The 23,734-nt window shown below is 53.1% G+C and carries 19 protein-coding genes and 1 riboswitch; of the genes, 13 read left to right on the forward strand and 6 right to left on the reverse strand.

What is annotated here, in order from left to right:
* Positions 1–20: 20 nt before the first annotated feature.
* Both panS and lysC read right to left on the reverse strand, forming a co-directional pair.
* Positions 21–938, reverse strand: a complete 918-nt coding sequence (gene panS, locus BMI79_RS08450) for a ketopantoate/pantoate/pantothenate transporter PanS (RefSeq protein ID WP_076941713.1) — start codon at positions 936–938, stop codon at positions 21–23.
* A gap of 244 nt (positions 939–1,182) precedes the next feature.
* On the reverse strand, positions 1,183–2,550 hold the full coding sequence (gene lysC, locus BMI79_RS08460; RefSeq protein WP_076941715.1) for a lysine-sensitive aspartokinase 3: 1,368 nt from the start codon (positions 2,548–2,550) through the stop codon (positions 1,183–1,185).
* Between the two features lie 109 nt (positions 2,551–2,659).
* A riboswitch (Lysine riboswitch) is annotated at positions 2,660–2,853 on the reverse strand.
* Between the two features lie 326 nt (positions 2,854–3,179).
* Between lysC and pgi the strand changes: the two genes are divergently transcribed.
* From pgi to BMI79_RS08485, 5 genes are all read left to right on the forward strand, one after another.
* Entirely contained in the window at positions 3,180–4,826 is a 1,647-nt protein-coding gene (gene pgi, locus BMI79_RS08465; protein ID WP_076941716.1) for a glucose-6-phosphate isomerase, read from the forward strand.
* Positions 4,827–5,325: 499 nt separating this feature from the next.
* Positions 5,326–5,541, forward strand: a complete 216-nt coding sequence (locus tag BMI79_RS08470) for a hypothetical protein (RefSeq protein WP_076941717.1) — start codon at positions 5,326–5,328, stop codon at positions 5,539–5,541.
* Between the two features lie 73 nt (positions 5,542–5,614).
* Positions 5,615–6,361 (forward strand): YjbF family lipoprotein, encoded by a 747-nt coding sequence (locus BMI79_RS08475; protein ID WP_125828759.1) that lies wholly within the window; start codon positions 5,615–5,617, stop codon positions 6,359–6,361.
* On the forward strand, positions 6,348–7,103 hold the full coding sequence (locus tag BMI79_RS08480) for a capsule biosynthesis GfcC D2 domain-containing protein (protein ID WP_076941718.1): 756 nt from the start codon (positions 6,348–6,350) through the stop codon (positions 7,101–7,103). The genes BMI79_RS08475 and BMI79_RS08480 overlap by 14 nt, the downstream gene beginning before the upstream one ends.
* Positions 7,103–9,193 carry a YjbH domain-containing protein gene (locus tag BMI79_RS08485; protein WP_076941719.1) on the forward strand — a complete coding sequence of 697 codons (2,091 nt, stop codon included), beginning with the start codon at positions 7,103–7,105 and terminating at the stop codon, positions 9,191–9,193. The genes BMI79_RS08480 and BMI79_RS08485 overlap by 1 nt, the downstream gene beginning before the upstream one ends.
* A 261-nt stretch (positions 9,194–9,454) precedes the next feature.
* Here BMI79_RS08485 and malG read toward each other — a convergent pair whose 3' ends face one another.
* From malG to malE, 3 genes are all read right to left on the reverse strand, one after another.
* Positions 9,455–10,345, reverse strand: a complete 891-nt coding sequence (gene malG, locus BMI79_RS08490; protein ID WP_076941720.1) for a maltose ABC transporter permease MalG — start codon at positions 10,343–10,345, stop codon at positions 9,455–9,457.
* 12 nt (positions 10,346–10,357) lie between these two features.
* Positions 10,358–11,935, reverse strand: a complete 1,578-nt coding sequence (gene malF, locus BMI79_RS08495) for a maltose ABC transporter permease MalF (protein ID WP_076941721.1) — start codon at positions 11,933–11,935, stop codon at positions 10,358–10,360.
* A 95-nt stretch (positions 11,936–12,030) separates the two neighbouring features.
* Positions 12,031–13,227 carry a maltose/maltodextrin ABC transporter substrate-binding protein MalE gene (malE, locus tag BMI79_RS08500; RefSeq protein WP_076941722.1) on the reverse strand — a complete coding sequence of 399 codons (1,197 nt, stop codon included), beginning with the start codon at positions 13,225–13,227 and terminating at the stop codon, positions 12,031–12,033.
* A gap of 352 nt (positions 13,228–13,579) precedes the next feature.
* Here malE and BMI79_RS08505 point away from each other — a divergent pair, with 352 nt between their 5' ends.
* The 6 genes from BMI79_RS08505 to ubiA all read left to right on the forward strand — a co-directional run bounded on the left by BMI79_RS08505 (position 13,580) and on the right by ubiA (position 19,852).
* Positions 13,580–14,554: an alpha-amylase family glycosyl hydrolase gene (locus tag BMI79_RS08505; RefSeq protein WP_076941723.1), complete on the forward strand. Its 975-nt coding sequence runs from the start codon at positions 13,580–13,582 to the stop codon at positions 14,552–14,554.
* Positions 14,547–15,662, forward strand: a complete 1,116-nt coding sequence (gene malK, locus BMI79_RS08510; RefSeq protein WP_076941724.1) for a maltose/maltodextrin ABC transporter ATP-binding protein MalK — start codon at positions 14,547–14,549, stop codon at positions 15,660–15,662. Before BMI79_RS08505 ends, malK begins: the two co-directional genes overlap by 8 nt.
* 166 nt (positions 15,663–15,828) lie before the next feature.
* Positions 15,829–17,082 carry a maltoporin gene (locus BMI79_RS08515; RefSeq protein WP_076941725.1) on the forward strand — a complete coding sequence of 418 codons (1,254 nt, stop codon included), beginning with the start codon at positions 15,829–15,831 and terminating at the stop codon, positions 17,080–17,082.
* Between the two features lie 126 nt (positions 17,083–17,208).
* Complete coding sequence (gene malM / locus BMI79_RS08520; RefSeq protein WP_076941726.1) at positions 17,209–18,129, forward strand: maltose operon protein MalM; 921 nt, start codon at positions 17,209–17,211, stop codon at positions 18,127–18,129.
* A 319-nt stretch (positions 18,130–18,448) separates the two neighbouring features.
* Positions 18,449–18,970, forward strand: a complete 522-nt coding sequence (gene ubiC, locus BMI79_RS08525; protein WP_076941727.1) for a chorismate lyase — start codon at positions 18,449–18,451, stop codon at positions 18,968–18,970.
* 15 nt (positions 18,971–18,985) lie between these two features.
* Positions 18,986–19,852 carry a 4-hydroxybenzoate octaprenyltransferase gene (gene ubiA, locus BMI79_RS08530; protein WP_076941728.1) on the forward strand — a complete coding sequence of 289 codons (867 nt, stop codon included), beginning with the start codon at positions 18,986–18,988 and terminating at the stop codon, positions 19,850–19,852.
* A 64-nt stretch (positions 19,853–19,916) separates the two neighbouring features.
* Here the strand turns inward: ubiA and plsB are convergent, their stop codons facing one another.
* Positions 19,917–22,382, reverse strand: a complete 2,466-nt coding sequence (plsB, locus tag BMI79_RS08535; protein WP_076941729.1) for a glycerol-3-phosphate 1-O-acyltransferase PlsB — start codon at positions 22,380–22,382, stop codon at positions 19,917–19,919.
* 199 nt (positions 22,383–22,581) lie between these two features.
* Here plsB and BMI79_RS08540 point away from each other — a divergent pair, with 199 nt between their 5' ends.
* Together BMI79_RS08540 and lexA are read left to right on the forward strand one after the other, a co-directional pair.
* Positions 22,582–22,950: a diacylglycerol kinase gene (locus BMI79_RS08540; protein ID WP_076942053.1), complete on the forward strand. Its 369-nt coding sequence runs from the start codon at positions 22,582–22,584 to the stop codon at positions 22,948–22,950.
* Between the two features lie 121 nt (positions 22,951–23,071).
* A complete protein-coding gene (lexA, locus tag BMI79_RS08545) occupies positions 23,072–23,680 on the forward strand; it encodes a transcriptional repressor LexA (protein WP_076941730.1) in 609 nt (202 codons plus the stop codon).
* The last annotated feature ends 54 nt before the right edge of the window (positions 23,681–23,734 follow it).

Below are 23,734 nucleotides of genomic sequence, written 5' to 3' on the forward strand. Positions count from 1 at the left end.
CGATGGTGGCCAAGGGGGAATTACTCTTTCTTGGTAGGTCGGCCAGACCAGTAGCCAGCCAGAAGGGAGCCGGAAAGGTTATGCCACACCGAGAATAGCGCGCCAGGCAACGCTGCCAGCGGTGAGAAATAAATCTTGCCCAGCGTGGCTGCTAGCCCGGAGTTCTGCATGCCCACTTCAATCGCCAGCGTGCGGCAGGTAGACTCATCGAAGCCGAACAGTTTACCTCCCCAATAACCACTGAGTAACCCGATGCCGTTGTGCAGGATCACTGCGACAATCACTACCAGCCCGACCGAAGCGATATGACTCTGGCTGCCCGCCACCACCGCACTGATGATGGCCACGATACAAACCATCGACAGCGCAGGCAGGAAGGGTTCGATGCGCTTCACCGTTTTAGTAAAAGTATGATGGATGATCAGGCCAAGGCCGATTGGGAGCACCACGATCTGCAGGATACTCAATAACATCCCCATAATATCGACGCTGATTTTGGCATCGACGTACAGGCGCGTCAGCAGCGGAGTGGCAAAGACGCCAACCAGCGTGGAAACGGCAGAAATGGTCACCGACAATGCCACATCGCCTTTCGCCAGATAGATGATTACGTTGGAGGCCGTGCCGCTGGCGACGCTACCCACCAGCACCATACCGGCAGAGAGATCCGGCGGCATGCGGAACAGCAGCGCCAGGATCCACGCCGCCAGCGGCATAATAAGGTAATGCAGGAAGATCCCGGCAGCAACCGGGCCGGGGCGCGACAGCACGCGTTTGAAATCATCCAGACGCAGCGTTACACCCATGGCAAACATGATCAGCATCAGCAACGGGCTGATATAGGGGCTGATGCCGGTGAAGGTGGCTGGAGTGTAGTAAGCCGCGACGGAAAGCAGCACGGCCCACAGCGGGAACAGACGAGTTATTTTTGCCAGCATTGATAGTGTTTCCCTTCACAAAGCATCTATTACACACGTCATACTTCAAATTGCAGGTGCGTTGGTTTTGTTACTCGGCCCGTCCGTGGGCTTCGCCTCTTCGGGGCCGCTGCAAGCAACGTTCAAACCTGCCCCTGGCAAATTTGCCGCTCACCCTGCTGGCCAGCGCTGTTCAAACCGATCGTTGACCGATTTGTCTCCGCGTCGCTGCCTTCCTGCAACTCGAACTATTCAGGGTACAGTGTTATTCAAACAGGTTACGGTGCAGCGTGCGTACCACTTGTTCTGCATCATCACCCGGTACCAAGAAGCACAGATTATAGCTGCTGGCCCCGTAGCAGATCATGCGGATATTGAACGGATCTAGCACGCCAAACACTTCTTTGCCTACGCCGCAGGCTTGGGACAGCTTGTTGCCAATCAGCGCCACCAGTGCCAGATTCTCTTCCACCTCAACCCGGCACAGCGAAGACAGTTCGGTGAGCAAAGAAGTGGTCAGCAGGCTGCCGCCGGTAGAGGTAGAACCGGTGGTATCCATGGTCAGGGCTACGCTGACTTCAGACGTAGTGATCAGATCGACGGAAATATTGTGGCGCGCCAGAATGTTAAACACTTCCGCCAAGAAACCACGAGCGTGCAGCATGTTCAGGCTGTGCAATGTCAGCAGGGTTTGTTTGCGGCGCAGCGCCAGCGCGCGGAACAGCGGTGGATTTTCGGTGGTGTTGCACACCAGTGTCCCCCCAGCGGCGGGATCTTTGCTTGAGCCGACAAACACCGGGATGTCGCTGCGCACGGCGGGTAGCAGCGTGGCCGGGTGCAGCACTTTCGCACCAAAGGTAGCCATTTCTGCCGCTTCTTCAAAGGCGATTTTATCGATGCGCTTGGCCGCTGGCACCACGCGCGGATCGGTGGTGTAAATACCCGGAACGTCGGTCCAGATATCCACGCGGCTGACGTTCAGCGCTTCCCCCAGCAGAGCGGCGGTATAATCGCTGCCGCCGCGGCCCAGTGTGGTGGTGCGGCCTTTCGGTTCGCTGCCGATAAATCCTTGGGTTATGACCAAGGCGTCTTGCAGACGCGGTTTCAACTGTGTCTGAGCCAGTTCGGTCAAGGCCGCATGGTCTGGAACGGCACGGCCAAAATGATCGTCGGTGCGCATCACTTTGCGCACGTCGAACCACTCTGCCTGCACGTGGCGCTGACGCAGAATCTCAACAAACAGCAGGGTGGACATCAGTTCGCCATGGCTGACCAACTCATCGGTCAGGGCCGGAGAAGTGGCCAGCGCCGCAGCTTCCGACAGCATGGCGATATTTTCCAGCATGCGGTCGATCTCTTCACGGATCACCGCTGGATTATCAAGGCGATCGAGAATGGTGTATTGAATACGGCGGATTTCATCAAGCTGATAGGTGCGTTTCTCAATATCACAGCCTTCAGCCAAGGCCACCAGCAGGTTAGTAATACCGGCAGAAGCGGAAAGGACCACCAGACGAACGTTAGGGTTAGACAGAACGATATCGGCACTGCGGTTCATTGCGTCGAAGTCGGCCACGCTGGTACCGCCGAATTTTGCGACTACGGTAGGGTTCTGGGATGCTGCTTGATTCATGTAAAACCTCGTGTCAGGGATGCCATTTCAGATGGCAATTTATTTCCATAGCCTTGGCACAAGGGAAGAGCGGTAAACAGGGAGCAGGCGTAGAGGTTAAGACTACGATACACCCAGAAGCGCCCCACCTTGCTGACCACCCTTGCAGGGCGACCCATGGTGACAACTCAGGGGATTCAGCCCCTGTAGCCGACGTGATGATTGCCGCATTCATCGCGCCTCGGCGTCGCTCCCCCTCAAATGCCGTCATTGGATAACGGCTCCTCTGACATTCTACCTGGGCGACGCGCCTCTTCTGGCTTGCGCACCGGGTGCGCAAGTAGGATGTTAGGAATAACGGGTTTAGGTGCTGCTGTCAACGGGCAAACGTTGAAGGATGTTCATCTTGTCAAAGTGGCATGCCTTTTGCGCGCTGAGCGAGGGCAAAATCGTGGGGGGGATGGCATTGTTTTACCACGGTGATAACAGGTTGTTGCCTGAAAGACGGGGCGTTTGTTGTGGAAAGGTAAAATGAGAGCGTTGCCGTTTGACAGTTAATTCCTATCGCAAGAAAAGAGATCATAATCACAGGCGAACAGGCTACAATCGCTCAATCATTCCTATTCATTCTCAAGCATAAGAGCGTCGCTATGAAAAATATCAATCCTAGTCAAACCGCTGCTTGGCAAGCCCTGCAGCAACATTTTGAACAAATGAAAGACGTCCAGATCCGCGATCTGTTTGCCCAGGATAGCGAGCGTTTTTCCAAGTTCTCCGCCACTTTCAACGACCAGATGCTGGTGGATTATTCCAAAAACCGCATTACCGCAGAAACTCTGGAAAAACTGCAGGCGCTGGCGAAAGAAACCGACCTGCAGAGTGCAATTAAGTCGATGTTCGCCGGTGAGAAGATCAACCGTACCGAAGATCGCGCCGTACTGCATGTTGCACTGCGCAACCGCAGCAACACGCCAATCATCGTTGACGGCAAAGATGTGATGCCAGAAGTGAATGCGGTGCTGGCAAAAATGAAACAGTTCTGTGACCGAGTGATTGGCGGTGATTGGAAAGGTTACACTGGCAAGCCGATTACCGACGTGGTGAATATTGGTATCGGTGGTTCTGATCTCGGTCCTTATATGGCCACGGAAGCGCTGCGCCCGTATAAAAACCATCTCAATATGCACTTTGTTTCCAACGTGGATGGCACCCACATTGCCGAAACGCTGAAGCCGCTGGATCCTGCCACTACGCTGTTCCTGGTGGCTTCTAAAACCTTTACCACCCAAGAAACCATGACCAACGCCCATAGCGCACGCGACTGGTTCCTGAACACTGCCGGCGATCAGAAACATGTGGCGAAGCACTTTGCCGCGCTGTCCACCAATGGTAAGGCGGTGGCCGAGTTTGGTATTGATACTGACAATATGTTCGAGTTCTGGGACTGGGTCGGTGGCCGTTACTCTTTGTGGTCCGCTATTGGGCTGTCTATTGCGTTGTCGCTGGGCTTCGAGCACTTCGAGCAACTGCTGAGTGGTGCGCACGAGATGGATAAGCACTTTGCGCAGCAGCCTGCCGAGAGCAATCTGCCGGTATTACTGGCCTTGATCGGCATCTGGTATAACAACTTCTTCGGCGCAGAAACCGAAGCGATTCTGCCGTACGATCAATACATGCACCGTTTTGCCGCTTATTTCCAACAGGGCAATATGGAATCCAACGGCAAATATGTCGATCGCAACGGTAATCCGGTGGATTACCAGACTGGCCCAATCATCTGGGGTGAACCGGGCACCAATGGGCAGCACGCGTTCTATCAGCTGATTCACCAAGGCACCAAGCTGGTTCCATGTGATTTTATCGCCCCGGCCATCAGCCATAATCCGTTAAGCGATCACCACGCCAAACTGCTGTCGAACTTCTTTGCGCAAACTGAAGCACTGGCGTTTGGTAAATCACTGGAAGTGGTTGAGGAAGAGTTCGCTGCGCAGGGTAAAAAACCGGAAGAGGTCAAGCACGTTGCGCCATTCAAAGTGTTTGAAGGCAACCGCCCGACCAACTCTATCCTGCTGCGCGAGATCACGCCGTTCAGCCTGGGTAGCCTTATTGCCCTGTATGAGCACAAGATCTTTACCCAAGGTGTGATCCTGAATATCTTCACCTTTGATCAGTGGGGCGTTGAACTTGGCAAACAGTTGGCTAACCGCATTTTGCCAGAACTGGCGGGTAAAGAGGCCGTAGTGAGCCACGACAGCTCAACTAATGGTCTGATCAATCGTTTTAAAGCGTGGCGTTAAGCATGGGGCTTTAAGCCAGCTACAAGCCGATTTGCAAGCGTTGGCGTTAGCCTAAGGATGGGCTCTATTACTGGGGCTCATTCTTCCAACCTCCGGTGACTTGATAAAGTGGCCGGTTTATTTCTGGCGAATTCCAAGTATGGCGACTATAGTAGAATCTTTCAGGTGTTATCTAGTCACGATACGAAATACTCTGGCTACGGTTGATTTATATATTTAATAATTCCTAGGACTATTTCCTAGGTATATTGAGTTTATTAGCACGCTGAGCTTTTTCCTAAATTTCCTGTCAGATTTGTTTTTATTATTTATTGTGCTATAAAAATTAAGTTTATTATCTATACCCTTTTCCTTTTAAGCTGTAGGGTATGAGCTGTATTCGATCTATCGGTAAGATTTGTTTTGCTCAGATCGTTACTGCTGCAAGTTAAAAGGGTGTAATAAAAGTTTAAGAAAGTGTCTCTAGGCACTTGATTTACCAATAAAAAGAGGGTTTTTTATGAAAAAGGTACTGTGTCCAGTATTAGTCGCGCTTGCTTTGTTCGGAGCTTCCAATTCTTGGGGTGCTCCTTTTGTTACCTTAGGGGCAAAAGGTAAAGCGATCGCAACGGGGACCAGCGCTGTTGCTGTTGCTGCGGCGGCCGCATTGGTTGCAGAAAATCGTGGCGATGACGATGAGACTACATCTACCACCACCACCACCAGAACCAAATAAACAGTAAAAGAGTAACCGCATATAGCTACAGTGCTTGGTGTTGCGGGTAGTGGGCAAAGCCTGACGGGCTTAGTTGAGCCAAGGCTTCCTCTGCCGCAACTTCATGGACCAAGGATATAAACGCGGTTATTCTTTTTTTTATCTACGTGCCGGGATTGCTCAATTGCGCTATCTACCTCTGTTAATCATATGCTTATCCCTCCAGGCCTGCACCTCAGCCCAGAAAAACGTCAATGATGCGATTTATCATTTGATGTTTGAGTCGTCTGACGTTGAGCTGACTGATCAAGAAGTACAGAACCTCTCTAAGCCTAGTGCGTATGTCCGTATTGACGATCAGCTACAGATCGTGATGGTGCTCGGGGCGTTTGAAAACGGCGAAGAGAAATGGGTGAGCCAGGACCGTACTCTGATGGCGTTAAGAAACGGACGAGTGGTCAAAACACTGGGTTGGAAGGACAATTTGCTCAGTGTGTCTAATCTTGAGCAAGATCCTTTGGCAGACCCACTGCGATTGGCCGACGGAGCACGCTGGTCATACATGATCTCCTGGACTGAGGACAATCAGGTGCGCTCTGGTTACGCTGAGTCTGTATTTCATCGATTAGAAGATAAACCCCTCATTACTGGCGGTAAGAGCCAGACTTATCATGTCATTGAAGAGACGGTTAATGTCGATGGCATGGGTAAAAGCTGGGTGAACCGCTTCTGGGTAGATCGGCAAACGGGCACTGTAGTTAAATCAGTGCAATCCATGGGCGCGGACTATTTCCCGATTGAAATTACATTGTTGAAGCAGAGGCATAATGAAAAAAATTAATCTGCTTTTGAGCACACTCCTGTGCTTTTCGCTGAATTCTGCCAACGCAGAAAGTCGGGTAACCGTATTTTATCCAGACAAGGCGTCTGTCACGCTTAAAAATGTGCCCACCATAGAGAGCCTGGTGGTGGATAACCCTGCCCTGCAAGGCAACATCTGGTGGCCTGGGGCAGCGATTGCGGAACAGAGTACTACCCGGCTTCAGCAGCAGAAGCAGCAGCAACTTTTAGCGCGCTTGCAGGCGCTAAGTGCGCTTTTGCGGCAGGATGGCGATACCTCTTTGGCGGCAACGGTGGACAGTGTGTATGCGCAGCTTGCTGAACTGAAAGTCATTGGGCGTCTGTTTGTTCCACTTGATCCAGACATGATCCGCTTAGATCCCGTGCTTGATCGTCGGTTGCTGGGGGAATATCAGGTCTATGTCGCGCCAGAGCCGAAAAGCGTCAGGCTTCTGGGCGCATTGGCACCGCATGGTAAACGCGATTTCTTGCCAGGAAAAGATGTCAGTGACTATTTTACCGGGCTCCAGCCTCTTGAGGGAGCTGAACATGACAAAGCCTGGATCATCACACCTCAAGGTGGGGTGCAGACTGTTCCCATCGCTTACTGGAACCGGCGGCATAATGAAATGACGCCAGGGAGTCTTTTATTCCTGGGGTTTGCTGATTCCGCATTGCCTGATGATTTCAAAGACATCAACGAGCAAATTATTTCGTTATTGACGCACCGGATCCCAGACTGATGAAAAAACGTTACTTATTTAGCTTGGTTGCGCTGTCTGTTGCGAACGCATGTCAGGCAGCTTCATATCCTACCCCGTTGGGGCCATCTCAGACTGACTTCGGCGGCGCTGGTTTGCTGCAAACTCCTACTGCACGTATGGCAAAAGAGGGGGAGTTCAGTTTCAACTACCGTGATAATGATCAATACCGCTTCTATTCGATTTCTGTGCAACCGATGCCTTGGTTGGAAACCACTGTTCGTTATACCGACGTGCGCACGCGTAAATACAGTAATGATCCTTCCTTCAGCGGTGACCAAACCTATAAAGATAAATCTTTTGATGTGAAATTACGTCTTTGGGAAGAAGGGTATTGGCTGCCAGAGATGTCTGTGGGGATGCGTGACATTGGTGGTACCGGGTTGTTTGATGGAGAATACTTGGTGGCCACTAAAGCCTGGGGCCCATTCGATTTTACCTTGGGTATGGGATGGGGCTATTTAGGTAATAGTGGTGATGTTAGAAACCCATTCTGTGATGCCAGCGATCGCTTCTGCACACGTAACAACGAACATGCGGCGACGGGAGGCACCGTCGATCTTGGCGATTCTTTCCGCGGGCCAGCGGCGATCTTCGGCGGTGTTGAATATCAAACCCCTTGGCAACCACTGCGGCTGAAGCTGGAATATGAAGGGAACGATTACCAGGGTGATTTTGCCGGTAAGCTTAAGCAAGACAGTAAATTCAATTTTGGTGCGGTCTATCGTGTAACAAACTGGGCCGACGTTAATATGAGTTACGAGCGCGGTAATACCTTTATGGCAGGCTTTACCTTACGCACTAACTTCAATGAGTTAAAGCCTTATTATGCCGAACAGTCAATGCCGGTTTATCAGCCTGAGCCTCAGGGCCGCGAGTTGCAACAAGATGTGGTGGCTAACCAACTTTCTGAGCTTGAAGATAAAGCGGGGTTCACTGCACCTAAGATTCAGGTGAAAGATAATACGTTGTATATGACGGGAACCCAGTCTAAGTATCGTTATAGCGAAGATGGCGTTGTGCGGGCCAACATTATCCTGATGAATCATCTTCCAGAAGGTGTTGATACGCTAGCTGTGACCGAGACTCGTTATAATTTACCGCAGGTGACGACCAAGACGGATGTAAGCAGTTTGCGTTCACAGTTAGAAGGTTATCCACTGGGGCATGAACAAACGCTACAGCAAAAGCGTCTTGAACCGCTGTTACCAGAAAATACGGATCAAGGTTATTACATTGAAGATGACAGGCTGAGTTTTAGCCTATCGCCGACGTTAACTCAGTCTGTTGGTGGTGCTGAGTCATTTTACATGTATCAGATTGGCCTGCTGGGCAGCGCTAATTTATGGGTAACCGACCATCTGCTAACCAGCGGCGGTGTTTTTGTTAACCTGGCTAACAACTACGGTAGATTCAACTATACGGCACCACCTCCTGACTCCCAATTACCACGTGTTCGTACACATATTCGTGAATATGTCGGTAATGATGTGTATCTCAACGATCTCCAAGCCAACTATTTCCAATCTTTTGGTGATGGTATTTATGGTCAGGTGTATGGCGGATATCTGGAAAGCATGTTCGGTGGCGTTGGTGCAGAAATGCTGTATCGTCCGTTAGATACCGATTGGGCGGTAGGCGTTAATGCTAACTGGGTGAAACAGCGTGACTGGGACGATATGATGCGTTTCGCTGATTATGATGCCGTTACTGGGCATATCACCGGTTACTGGAAACCGCCTTTTGCTGACGATGTGTTGATGGCTTTGAGCGTGGGTCAGTATCTGGCCAAAGACAAAGGTGCAACGATCGATCTGTCTAAACGTTTTGACAGCGGCGTTGTGGCGGGCGTTTACGCTACGTTTACCGATGTGACGCGCGAAGAATATGGTGAGGGATCATTCACCAAGGGCTTCTACATTTCCATTCCACTGGAGTTGATGACCACATCCCCATCCCGTAGTCGTACCCGAATTGGTTGGACTCCGCTTACCCGTGATGGTGGGCAGATGCTGAGCCGCAAATATCAACTGTATGGGTTGACGTCAGATCGGGACGTTCGCTTCCGTTAATTTTTTGCACTTCTCAATCAGGGGGATGACTAATCCCCCAACACCTCTCTGCTTGACTGAACGATCCCCTTGCTTCTGTCGAAAAACTTAACTATCTCCTGGTTTCAGTCGGAAATGCGGGCATAAAAATGGCGGCCCAGCGCAGGCCGCCTAAGACACAGGTATTGATCAGATTAAAGCAAAGTACATCAAACGTATTACAGTAGACATAACACAGGACTCAGCGCTCACCAGACCCAGCAAGGCTGGATCCAGTAAACATTACCCTTTCACCCCACCAGCGGTTAGCCCCCCGACCAGCCAGCGTTGTGCTAACAGGAACACGGCGGTGATCGGAATAGCCGACAGCACCGCAGCAGCGGCAAAGTCACCCCACAGGTAGTTCTGCGGATTCAGATACTGCTGCATACCGACGGCCAGCGTATAGCTGTTCACATCGCGCAGCAGCAAGGAAGCGACCGGAACCTCGGTGATTGCCGCAATAAATGACAGAATAAACACCACCGCCAAGATCGGCACTGAAAGTGGCAACAGCACCAGGCGGAATGCCTGCCACGGGGTTGCTCCATCCAGCGCCGCCGCTTCTTCCAGCGAGTTATCGATGGTTTCGAAGTAGCCCTTAATCGTCCAGACGTGCAGCGCTATGCCGCCCATATAGGCAAAAATCACGCCGCCATGGGTATTCAGGCCGATAAACGGAATGTACTGGCCTAAGCGATCGAACAAGGCATACAACGCCACCAGAGACAAGACGGCAGGGAACATCTGGAAAATCAGCATGCTTTTTAGCAGAGTGCTCTTGCCGCGAAAGCGCATACGGGCAAAGGCGTAGGCACAGGTGGTAGAGAGCGTCACGATGCCTACGGCGGTGATCGCCGCCACTTTGACCGAGTTCCACAGCCACAACAGCACCGGGAAGGGCGGTGGAGTGACGCTGCCATCCGCATTGGTTACGCTCATGCCGAGCGCTAAGCGCCAGTGATCCCAAGAGATTTGATCCGGAATCAGGCTGCCGGTAGCGAAGTTACCGGAACGCAGCGAGATCGCTATCACCATTAGCAATGGGAACATGATCAGGGCGATAAAGCTCAGCATCAGAATATGGGTGATCCACAGGCGTACGCGCTGGGATTTAGGTTGGACCATAGCCATTCTCGTTCTCCCTTAATCAAAATTCATTTTGCTGGCTTTCAGGTTCAGGATCGCCAGTGCGCCTACCAACAGGAAGATCAACGTAGCAATGGCCGCAGCCAAGCCAAAGTCCTGCCCGCCACCGCCTTCAAAGGCAATACGGTAGGTGTAGCTCACCAACAGATCGGTATAGCCGGCTGGCGTGGTGGTGCCGATCATGTCCGGGCCGCCACGTGTCAGCAGTTGAATCAGCACAAAGTTGTTAAAGTTAAAGGCAAAGCTGGCGATCATCAGCGGCGTGAGCGGCTTGATCAGCAGCGGGAAAGTGATGCGGAAAAAGTTCTGCATCGGGCTGGCACCGTCCATCGCCGAAGCTTCGTACAAATCGTCAGGAATAGCCTTCAGCAACCCCATGCACAGGATCATCATGTACGGATAGCCCAGCCAGGTATTGACGATCAGAATCATGCTCTTGGCGGTGAGCGGATCGGTGAACCAGGCGGGTTTGATGCCAAACAGTGCGCTGAGCATCAGGTTGATCTCCCCGAAGCTCTGGTTAAACAACCCTTTAAAGATCAGGATTGAAATAAACGACGGTACCGCATAGGGGAGAATCAGCAACACGCGATAGACAGCTTTGCCTTTCAGCGCTTCCCACTGCACCACACAGGCTAGTACCATGCCGACCGCTACGGTAAAAATCACGGTCAGTACTGAGAAAATAACGGTCCAGACGAAGATCGAGACGAAAGGTTTCTGAATACCTTCATCGTTCAGAACGCGCAGGAAGTTTTTCCAGCCAGTAGTGACGGTATAGCCTGGGCTGAGGGTATCTTTTGCCCAACTGCCATCGGCATTGATTGCCTGGTAGAAACCGATCTCCGGGTTAGGGCGATATTGGATCTGGGTTTGATTATCGGTCAGCGTTTTGCCGTCTTTATCCAGCGTATACAAGGGACTGGTGCCAGAGAACTGACGCAGGGAACTCATGCGCAGCTCACCACCGTCGGGGAGTTTGGCGACAATCAGGCTTAGCGCCTGGCGGTTTTGGGTAATTACCCGCAATGTAGCTCGCTCACCGTCAGGGGCGGCACTTTCAGCGCTCAGTTTGAGCGTCCGCGGTTCACTGCTGGTCAAACTGAACGGCTCAGAAATCAGTAACTGACCATTATCTGGGTGCGTTAACTGCATCAGCCACTGCTGGTTTGCCGTTGGGTAGAGATCAAAGGTAAAGGTTTTACCGGTCTGGAACTGGCGTTGCATCAGTACCGACTGAGCACGCTCAAAGGTTAACTGGTTAGTACTGCTGTAGTTGGTAAAGGCGATCGCGATGGTACAAATCAGCGGGAACAGGACGAACAATCCCATTCCGGCGATCCCTGGGTACACGTAGCGCCAGGCATAGGCACGGCGGTTGGCGAACACATAAAGCCCGGCACTGACCAGCACTAACGTCAGAATCGCGAACAGGTATTCTCCCTGTGCATACATCAACACAATCAGATAGCAAGTCACCAAGCTGAAAAAGCCAACGAGCAGCCATTTCAGAATGTCACTTTGCCACCACTTCGATTTTTTTCGCGCGGGCAAACCGGCGTGAGCTAATTGCATAGGGCATTCCTTTCAGGGGTATTACAGCGGGATACTGACTGCATCCCGCACAGCTTAGGCCAAGGTGGGCTTTAGGGCCCACCTGCTGCCAGGTATTACTTGATGATACGGGCGTGTGCATCTTCCAGTGCGGCTTTCACCGTCTGGCGCCCGGTGATGGCGTTGATCACGGCACTGCGCATTGCATACCAGAAGGTGCTCATCTGTGGGATGTTTGGCATGATTTCGCCGTTTTGCGCATTCTCCATGGTGGCCGCAATTCTTGGGTCTTTCGCCAGATGCTCCTGGAACGATTTCAGCGCCACGGCACCCAGTGGTTTGTCTTTGTTGACGTCAGCCAGGCCCTGATCGGTGATCAGGTAGTTTTCCAGGAATTCGGTGGCCAGTTCTTTGTTCGGGCTGGCGGCGTTGATGCCGGCGGTCAGAACACCGACGAACGGTTTAGACGGTTTGCCTTGGAAGGTTGGCAGCAGAGTTACGCCATAATTGATTTTACTTTGATCGATATTTGACCAAGCCCATGGGCCGTTGATGGTCATGGCGGTCTGGCCTTTATTGAATGCGCCTTCAGCAATCGAGTAATCGGTATCGGCGTTGATATGTTTGTTCTTCACCAGATCAACGATGAACTGCAAGCCAGCCTGCGAACCCGCATTGGCTACGCCTACGTCCTTAACGTTGTACTTGCCGTTTTCAAATTTAAAGGCATAGCCGCCGTTGGCAGAGATGATTGGCCACGTGAAGTAGGGTTCCTGCAGGTTCCACATAATGGCGCTTTTGCCTTTGGCGCGCAGCTCTTTATCCAGCGCAGGGATCTCTTCCCAGGTTTTAGGTGCGTCTTTGATGAGGTCTTTGTTATAAATCAGCGACAGGGCTTCAACCGCGATCGGATAACCAATCAGCTTGCCGTCAAAGCGAACCGCATCCCAGGTGAAGGGATAGATTTTTTCCTGGAAGGCTTTGGAAGGATGGATTTCTGCCAGCAGGCCAGACTGCGCGTAACCGCCAAAACGGTCGTGGGCCCAGAAGATGATGTCCGGGCCGTCGCCGGTCGCAGCAACCTGCGGGAATTTTTCTTCTAGTTTATCTGGATGCTCAATGGTTACTTTAATGCCAGTGTCTTTCTCAAACTTTTTGCCGACTTCGGCCAGGCCGTTGTAGCCTTTATCACCGTTGATCCAGATAACCAGTTTGCCTTCTTCGATTTTGGCAAAGGCAGAAGAAGACAGCACCAGCGTGGTCAAGGCCGAAAGCGCCAGAATGCGTGCGCTTTTTTTCATTCTGAGATTCATAATTCCATCCTTCTGTGGGCACTGCGATAAGGAGAGCGATTTCGCGCTCATAGTGGGTCACAACCGGACACTTTCTCATCCTCCCCCCGTCTACGCCCCATGCCTGAGTAGTGTGATCCAGCTAACGTTGCGCCCTATTCTGTGGTGTCAGGCACAAAAAGGGGGGGCTATTTTTGCTAAGTAGATCACAGATTTGTCTTGTGCCGGGAACTCTACCCCGGAAGCGTAGTTCTCTCATCCTCCCATCTCCTCCCCCATGAAAAATCCTGTTACGGATGATTACCCCTTCTTGTCGTTACCTCACTATCAGCAACATTCTTTTGATCCCCATGTACAGCAGGAACCTGGATTTATGCCGTCAATGCGTACTGTCTCTCACCCAACGTTGTACCGGATCCATCCGGTCAGTTTCCGTGATGGAAACGGCGATGGCGTTGGCGACGTACTTGGCATGATGGCGGCATTGCCTTACCTGAAGATGCTGGCCGTGGATGGCTTACTGTTACCGCAGGCGCTACCGCCTGAGACCGGTGCGCAAGTGGCTGGCCATGGGTTGGCGCTTTGGCATAGTGAAGGGCCCAACCGTATCTGCCGCAGTGCGGCACCCGAGCAGCATTATGCTCGCGGGGTGTTGGCGTTGGAGGTGATGCCATTCAGCGTTGAAAAACTGGTGGCGGTGCTCAATAGTCACCGCCATCGGTTGGCGGAAAGCGTCTGGAGTACTGGTGAGGCCGATCAGCCGCGGGTGGTCAGCCACTGGGGGCAAGGGGATTTGCGTTCTGCCCAGGCGTTTCTGACGCTGCTGGCGCTACTGCCCGCGCCGATCTGCCTGTATCAGGGGGAAGAGCTTGGGTTACCGCACGCTGCCGATTTGCAAGAACCACTGGGGGCGCAAACGCCAATGCCTTGGCACGAAGCCCCAGAGCAGGTGACTGCCGGTGAGATCCACTGGTATCAGCAGGTGGCTATCGAACACCGTGCGTTGGCGATCAGCCGCCAGCAGCACGACAACAACTCAACGTTACGTTATTGCCAATCTCTGTTGGCGTTACGCCGGTTGCCGGTGATTCAGCACGGCGAGCTGAGTTCGGTCAGCCAGCGGGATGGCGTAATTCGTTTACTCATTACCCATCAGGATCAATGCCTTGAAGCGTTAATTAACCTGCAGCCCTATACTCAGCCGGCCGTGCCGTCTGAGGCAACGGTTCCTTTGGCCTGGCAGCACGGTGCGCAGCAAGAGGGTCATCAATGGGTTTTGGCGGGTTTTGCATCTGCCATTTTTACACGAAATGTTAACTGCGAAAGCAGGGGAGTAACGCATGGCTAGCGTCACACTGCGCAGCGTTTATAAGGCCTTCGGTGAGGCCGTGATTTCCAGGGACGTCAATCTAACTATCGATGACGGTGAATTTGTGGTGTTTGTCGGGCCATCCGGCTGCGGTAAATCGACGCTACTGCGCATGATTGCCGGGCTTGAGGATATTACCTCCGGCGATCTTTTCATTGGTGAAAAACGCATGAACGACGTACCGCCTGCCGAACGCGGCATCGGTATGGTGTTCCAGTCGTATGCGCTGTATCCGCACCTGTCGGTGGCCGACAACATGTCGTTCGGCCTGAAGCTGGCCGGGGCGAAAAAAGCGGAGATTACCCAGCGGGTCAATCAGGTTTCTGAGGTGCTGCAACTGGCACACTTGCTGGATCGGCGCCCGAAGGCCCTGTCCGGTGGCCAGCGTCAGCGGGTGGCGATCGGCCGTACTCTGGTGGCTGAGCCGGATGTATTTCTGCTCGACGAGCCGCTGTCTAACCTGGATGCCGCGCTGCGTGTGCAGATGCGTATCGAGATCTCACGCCTGCACAAGCGCCTGCAGCGCACCATGATTTACGTTACCCACGATCAGGTCGAAGCGATGACGCTGGCCGACAAAATCGTGGTGCTGGATGCCGGACGAGTCGCTCAGATCGGTAAGCCGCTGGAGCTGTATCACTACCCGGCCAACCGCTTTGTTGCCGGTTTTATCGGCTCGCCGAAGATGAACTTCCTGCCGGTTAAGGTCACCGCCGTTGAACACAATAACGTGCAGGTTGAGCTACCGATGCCTAATCGCCAACTGGTGTGGTTACCGGTTGAATCTCAGGGGGTTGAGGTCGGGGCCAACCTGTCTCTGGGCATCCGCCCTGAGCATCTGTTACCGAGCTCCGAATCGCCGGTAACGCTGATGGGCGAAGTGCAGGTGGTGGAGCAACTGGGCAACGAAACCCAGATTCATATTCAAATTCCAGAAATTCGTCAGAACCTGGTGTACCGCCAGAATGACGTAGTGCTGGTAGAAGAAGGTGCAACATTCGCTATCGGATTGCCGCCTCATCGCTGCCATCTGTTCCGTGAGGACGGTACGGCGTGTCGCAGGCTGCATCAGGAACCGGGCGTTTGATCCCCAAAGTACTTGGAATTGCGGGGGAGGCTGCAACTGAGCGAAGCCCGATGAGCTTACTTCAGTAAGTGATTCGGGTGAGTGAAGGCGGCCAACACCCCTGCAAATTCAAGTAAGAAGGGGAAATGCATGCATGCCGACAGGCAACTATAACAGGAGAATAATGATGACTACTCTGCGCAAACTTCCTTTGGCACTGGCTGTCGCCGCGGGAGTTTTATCTACGCAAGCAATGGCAGTGGATTTTCATGGTTACGCACGTTCTGGTATCGGTTGGACCGGCAGCGGTGGTAAACAACAGTGCTTTACCGCGACTGGTGCTCAAAGCAAATACCGCCTTGGCAACGAATGCGACACCTATGCGGAATTGAAGTTGGGCCAGGAGCTTTGGAAAGACGGTGATAAGAGCTTTTATCTGGATTCCAACTTGGCTTACGGTATCGATCAGGAAAATGATTGGGAACCCACCAATCCTGCTCTCCGTGAGATCAACGTACAGGGTAAAAACCTGATTGCTGCGTTACCTGGCGCTAATATGTGGGCAGGTAAGCGTTTTTATCAACGTCATGACGTTCACATGATCGACTTCTACTACTGGGATATCTCTGGCCCAGGTGCAGGTTTGGAAAACGTCGATCTGGGCTTTGGTAAGCTGTCGTTTGCCGTCACTCGTAGTACAGAGGAAGGAGGTTCATATCGCTGGATTAACAACCAGCTTTCAGATGAATCTAAGACTTCTAATGATGTATACGATGTACGCTTGGCTGGTTTGGAAACTAACCCAGGTGGTACGTTGGAACTCGGTTTCGACTATGGTAGAGCCAATACGGCAGACGATTTTTACTTGGCCGATGGTGCTTCGAAAGACGGCGTAATGGCCACTGCGGAACATACGCAGAGCATGCTCGGTGGTTTTAACAAGTTTGTCGTACAGTATGCGACCGACTCTATGACCTCATGGAATACGGGCCACAGCCAGGGTGCCAGCGTCAATAACGACGGCCATATGCTGCGCATTCTGGACCATGGTGCGGTGAAGCTGGCTGACGATTGGGAAATGATGTACGTCGGTATGTACCAGAACATCAATCTGGACAACAACAACGGCACCACCTGGTACACCGTGGGTATCCGCCCGATGTATAAGTGGACTCCAATCATGAGCACCCTGTTTGAAGCCGGTTATGACAACGTTAAGTCGCAAAGAACTGACGATCGTAACAGACAATATAAACTGACCCTGGCCCAACAGTGGCAGGCTGGCGACAGCATCTGGTCACGCCCGGCGCTGCGCGTTTTCGCCACCTATGCCAACTGGCATGAGAAGTGGGGCTATGACAAGGGCGTTGCGGTCAATGGCGCTGGACGTGGTGACAACGATGAAGTGACCTTCGGGGCGCAATTCGAAGCCTGGTGGTAAGCAAACAAACCCCGTAGCCGAACGTGAGTTCGGCTGCATTAACTCTGCGTTAATCTGTTTGGCTGACGCGCTCTTCTTGCCAGTTGCGCGTCAGTTTCTTCGCCTCTTGTCGAAAGGGCTATCACAATGAAAAAAAATCTACTCGCTTTTTATCTATCACTGGCTTGCGCTTCCGCACTCCCGTTGATGGCGCACGCCACGGCGTTTAACGCGCAGGCGGATATCTCGGTTGCCCCGGCGATTTCCCATGAAACGCTGCAAAAGTTGCCTTGGAAACCGGTCGTACCGCCAGCCAGTGAAAGTTTCAAGATCACCGAAGCCAGCCCGCAGGTTAGCCAAGGTGATGTTCAGGGTCAGGTAGCGGCATTTACGTTGCCTGCAGATCGCGGTTCATTGGAAATCACCCTCAGCAGCCTAGTAAACGATCGCAGTGTGTTTGCACCGAGCGTGCTGGTTCTGGATGAGCAAATGCGGCCTGCTGCTTTTTATCCCAGCAGCTATTTCCCTTATGAGCGCGCTGGCGTGATGTCTGGCGATCGTTTGGAAGGCACGATGAAGCTGACGCCCGCTCTGGGTCAGAAGCAGATCTATGTGCTGGTGTACACCACCCGCCAGGATTTAGCGACCACCACTCAGCTCTTGGATCCGGCCAAAGCCTACGCCATGGGGGTGGGGAATGCGGTTCCCGATATTCCAGACCCGATCGCCCGGCACAGCTCAACGGGTGAACTGCACCTGAAAGTGCGTTCAGAGCAAAATATGGGCAGCGTAATGATTGGCTTGCCGCTGACAAACTCTTCGGCACCGGCACCAGTGGTGGTAGGTTCAACGGCTCCAGCACCGGCTGCGCCTGTTGCCGCCCCGGCACCTGCCGCTCCAGCAGAGCCGATGCTCAATGACACCGAAGCCTACTTCAACAACGCTATCAAACAGGCGGTGAAGGCGGGTGATATCGATAAGGCCTTAAAACTGATGAATGAGGCCGAGAAACTGGGTTCTACCACAGCAAGAAAAACGTTTATTGGCAGTGTGAAAGGCAAGGGGTAATCCCCCATGCTGCCGATGCTGGCTTGATGATTGGTGCGCCTCCAGCGCACCCTTTTTCATCAGGGTCTGCATCATAGCTGCTCTTCAGTTTTATCCCCTTTGCTGTTCAAGTCGGTTTATGACCGACTTGTTGCTTTTGCCATCTGCAAGCAACTCGAATTATTTTGAGCAAATCCACTTTCCACCCGTTAAAAACTCTACTGATTTCACTGCGAATCAACCTGCCGCTTTCGGATTTCTGCGCTACAATGGCCTTCTGTTAACGATTTGTATGGTCAGGAACCGCCGGTTTGGCGTGGTTTCTATATGGAGTAGAACAATGTCTGGCAATAGGGACTCCATCCTGCCGCCCATTGCGTGGTTGCCTGAAAATTCCCCGATACCTGCTACCATTAGCGATTGGCTGATGGAGCTGGGCTCCATGACCCGTCGTTTTGAGCGCTATTGCAGCCTGGTGCAGGTGGAGCCCCAGCGCGAATGCTTTGTGACCCGCGATCAACTGGGCGAAGAAGCCGAACATTTACCCTACAGCGAACGCTATTGGCTGCGTGAGATCCGGCTGCTGGGAGATGGTCAGCCCTGGCTCCTGGGGCGGACGGTGATCCCGCAGGAAACGCTGACCGGCCCGGATCAGGCGCTGGTCGATCTAGGCACCGTGCCGCTGGGCCGCTATCTGTTCAGCAGTAATACGTTAACCCGCGATTATATTAAGGTTGGCCAGCAGGGGGAATTGTGGGCTCGGCGTTCCCGTTTGCGCCTGGCGGATAAACCGCTGCTGCTGACGGAGTTATTTTTACCTGCCTCGCCATTGTATCTGGTGAAGGGTGTTTCAGCAGAATAAGGGGAGAAGAGGATCTTGGAAGGAAGCGTGACTCAAAGCAAATGGCAGGCCTATAGCCACCTGATGCGCATCGATAAGCCGATTGGCACGCTGCTGTTGCTATGGCCGACGCTGTGGGCATTGTGGCTGGCCGGGCAAGGGATACCGGCTTTGCCTATATTGCTGGTGTTCGTTCTTGGCGTATTCCTGATGCGTGCAGCAGGCTGTGTGGTCAATGACTATGCCGATCGCGCCTTTGACGGGCACGTGAAACGCACCGCTGGCCGCCCGTTGCCCAGTGGCCGGGTCAGTGAAAGAGAAGCCAAAATTCTGTTTGTCGCGCTGGTGCTGATCTCCTTTGCCCTGGTGCTGACCTTGAATGCCATGACGATCTGGCTGTCGCTGGCGGCACTGGCTCTGGCTTGGGTCTATCCGTTTATGAAGCGCGTCACCAACCTGCCGCAGGTGGTGTTAGGGGCTGCATTCGGCTGGTCGATTCCGATGGCTTATGCCGCCGTCAGTGAGTCGTTGCCGCTGAGTTGCTGGTTACTGTTCCTGGCGAATATCTGCTGGACGGTGGCTTACGATACGCTGTATGCCATGGTGGATCGTGATGATGATGTGAAGATCGGCATTAAGTCCACCGCCGTGCTGTTTGGCCGCCATGACAAGCTGATTGTCGGGATACTGCAGTTCACTACGCTGTTGCTGATGCTGTGGGTCGGTTATCTGATGCAGCTTGGCGGTGCCTATTATTGGTCGCTGCTGCTGGCTGGTGCGCTGTTTATCCATCAGCAGAAGCAGATTGCCAGCCGCGAGCGCGATGCCTGCTTCCGTGCTTTCCTGAACAACAACTACGTTGGCTTGGTGTTGTTTATCGGTATTGCACTGAGTTATCTCTGATGGCCTTACGGCCAATATGAAAAAGGCACCCGATTTGGGTGCCTTAGTGGGTTGAAGTCCGTGGTTACTCGCCTTCTTTTTCCACGTCCGCCGTTTCCGGCACGTCGTCAGTCTCTTCCGGCGTGCTGACGCTTTCTATCGTCAGCTTGATTTCTGGCGTGATCAGATCGCTCAACATGGTGTAAACCTCCATGGTGTGCTCGCGGATCGCGTCGCCAATATCGTTGATATAGCCTTCTTCCCGCAGCGTTGCCACCAGGGTAGAGAACACCGCCTTGTCGAAGAATTCCGGTGCGTTGATACCGTGTAGCACCGACAGGCGCTGAGCCATGATGCGGCTCTCTTTCTCCAGTGCCCCGCGGTTAATGCTCGGGTTGGCACTGAGGATCGACATGGTAATGGCATAGCGCTGCAGGGTTTCACGGACACCAGCTGCCAGCAGTTGCAGCGGGCGGATACGCGCCGGGTTCAGCACCAGTTCTTCACCTTTGCTGTTAATCAACTGCTGGCGCGTCAGTTCGTCAATCAGCGGTTGCAGAACGTCCGGTAGCTGTTCTTTTTCATAGCGCAGGAACAGTTCGGCTTTCAGCATGGGGTAAATCAGGCTGACCTGGCGCAGCAATTCGCTGCGTGACACGCGACGGTGATGCATCACGATGGTGGCAATCAGCGAAGGCAAGACCAGCATGTGATGGATGTTGTTGCGGTAATAGGTCATCAACACCGCCTGCTCACGCGGCAGGATGATGATGTCACCGATGCTGTCCTTCTCCACCTCGAACTTGTTCATGTTCAACGCGTGATCCAGCAATTGCTCCGGCGTTTGCATCGGCACGGTAGCATCTGGCGAGTAGGGCACGTTGCGCATCAACTGCAGGTAGCAATCCAACTGCTCAATCAACTGTTCCCGGGTCAGCGAACGCTGGCGCGAGGCCAACAACGCGGTAACACACAGGTTCATGGCATTGGCCGCCGCCGCATTGTTGATACGCACCATGATCCGGGATGCGAGATCGTTGACGGCTGGCGTCAGCCAGCTTGGGCGCTGGGCTTCGATCGGGTCGATAGATTCGCGCCACTGCGGCACATGATGATTAAGGTAAGAGGTCAATGACAGCGGTTCGCCAAAATTGACGTAGCCCTGGCCGAGGTTGCGCAGTTTGCGCAGGCCGCGCAGCATCTGCAACAGGCTCTCTTTCTCTTTGGTCGCCCCACGCAGCTCTTTGGCGTAGGTCCCGACCTCCATGACATGCTCATAACCGATGTACACTGGCACCAGCGTGATCGGGCGAGCACCCCCACGCAGCATAGCCTGGATGGTCATCGACAGGGTGCCGGTTTTGGGTTCCAGCAAGCGCCCGGTGCGCGAGCGGCCGCCTTCCACAAAGTATTCCACCGAATAGCCACGGGTGAAGAGTTCGCCGAGATATTCACGGAACACAGTGGAGTAGAGCTTGTTACCCTTAAACGTACGGCGGATAAAGAACGCACCCAGACGGCGGAAGATCGGCCCAGCCGGCCAGAAGTTGAGGTTGATGCCTGCAGCGATATGCGGCGGCACCAGCCCCTGATGGTAGAGCACATAAGACAGCAACAGATAGTCCATGTGGCTACGGTGGCAGGGTACGTAGACGATCTCGTGGCCGTCCTGTGCCAGTTGGCGCACTCGCTCGGCTTTCGTGACGTTGATGCCTTGATATAGCCGGTTCCAGGTCCAGCTCAGCACGCGATCGGAAAGGCGCACGGCCTCATAGGAGAAATCGGCTGCAATCTCTTCCATCAGGGCGATCGCATTTTGCTGGGCTTTCTCGTGAGAGATCTTTTTACTGCGTGCTTCGTCTTCGACCGCTTTCTCAATCGCCTTGGAGGCCAGCAATTTGTTGAACAGATCCTGCCGGGCTGGCAGGCTTGGCCCCACGGCGGCCAAACGCTGACGCGAGAAGTGCATCCGCGCCACGCGCGCCAGCTTTTGCGCGATGGTTTTATCGGTACCGTGCTCGGTGGCCATTCGCCGCAGGGAAACGGTATTGGAGAAGCGGACAAAGCTGTCACGCCCTAACCACAGGATGGCGAAGAATTTCTGTACGCCGTTCAGCAGGCGAAGATGCGGTGTTCCATGCCCTTCACGCCCGGGTGAGCGGCCAAACATCACCGATACCGGGAGCATCTGAATGTCGAGATCCGGATTGCTGCGGTGCAGATCCAGATAGTCGTGGAACAGTTTTACCGATTCTTCTTTTGGCGTGTAATAGCGGAAGACGCGCGGGCCCTCATGAACAAACACGTGGCTCGGCAGAACGGCGCCGTCGATCTCCAGCGAGTTAAGCGGATCGGGCAGATCCTGCGCCAGACACTGGGTGCGCAAGGTGAGCAAATCTGCCTTGGAATTATAAGGTAGAACATACAAAATTGGTCGTGAGGGATCCAACCCTAACTCCGTGACCGGATCTGAAGGGATAACCTTGCTTCTTACCAACATTTTCAGTGGTAAATTCAATAATTTATAATATATTTTACGCCAACCTAACATAACAACATAAAGCCTCTTGTTAGCAATGCGCCGCAAGCATACCAGAAACCGGGTAGCAGATCTGTGGCGTCGGGATTTCCCGAGGCGCGGGGACCTCTGGAAACATATAGTTAAATTATACCCTATGGATTGCAAGTTGCCGCTAGGCTGCGGCTTGAAAGACTATGGGTATATTACCTTTGAGAAAGGTGTCTTTAATATGGCAAATAAAGCAACCGGCCTGGCACGCATTATCAAAGCGGCAGGCTATTCATACAAAGGCTTAACCGCGGCCTGGCAGAACGAAGCCGCATTCCGCCAGGAATCGGTTGCGGCCGTGGTGGCCATCATACTGGCGATTTGGCTGGATGTGGGTGCGATAGCACGCATTTTATTGATCGGTTCGGTCCTGCTGGTGATGATTATCGAACTCCTCAACAGCGCCATTGAGGCCGTCGTCGATCGGGTGGGAACGGATTACCATGAACTCTCGGGCCGGGCAAAAGACATGGGGTCGGCGGCGGTCTCACTGACGATTGTGCTGGCGCTGCTCGTCTGGGGCTCGGTGCTGTGGCAGCATTTCAGTTGAAAAGGGGCGTAATGTTGCGAACTGCTTCGCTAATCCCTGATTTTTATTTATTCTTCGGTTCCCAATCCCGGCTTACCTGTATATACTCACAGCAAGACTGTATAAACAAACAGGGGGCGGAATGAAAGCACTAACTACCAGGCAGCAAGAGGTCTACGACCTGATTCGCGATCATATTGCGCAAACGGGCATGCCACCAACACGTGCCGAGATCGCCATGCGTCTGGGATTTCGTTCGCCTAATGCTGCGGAAGAGCATTTGAAAGCGCTGGCCCGCAAAGGGGTGATCGAGATTGTCTCCGGTGCTTCGCGCGGTATCCGCTTGCTGATGGAAGATGAAGAAGGGTTACCTCTGATCGGCCGCGTGGCCGCCGGTGAACCTTTGCTGGCCGAGCAACATATTGAAGGGCATTACAAGGTCGATCCCTCCTTGTTCAAGCCTAACGCTGATTTTCTGCTGCGTGTTAACGGCATGTCGATGCGTGATATCGGTATTCTTGACGGCGATCTGCTGGCGGTGCATAAAACCCAGGACGTGCGTAATGGCCAGGTCGTGGTGGCACGTATCGAAGATGAAGTCACGGTCAAGCGCCTGAAAAAACACGGTAACGTGGTTGAGCTGCTGCCGGAAAACAGCGATTTCCAGCCGATCGTGGTCGATCTGCGCCAACAGAATTTCACCATTGAAGGTTTAGCCGTGGGCGTAATCCGCAACGGTGACTGGATCTAAACGTTATTGTTCTGATTGATACTCTATATACCCAAAATAATTCAAGTTGCTTGT

The organism is Serratia oryzae (assembly GCF_001976145.1).
In the GTDB taxonomy this organism is placed as follows: domain Bacteria; phylum Pseudomonadota; class Gammaproteobacteria; order Enterobacterales; family Enterobacteriaceae; genus Chania; species Chania oryzae.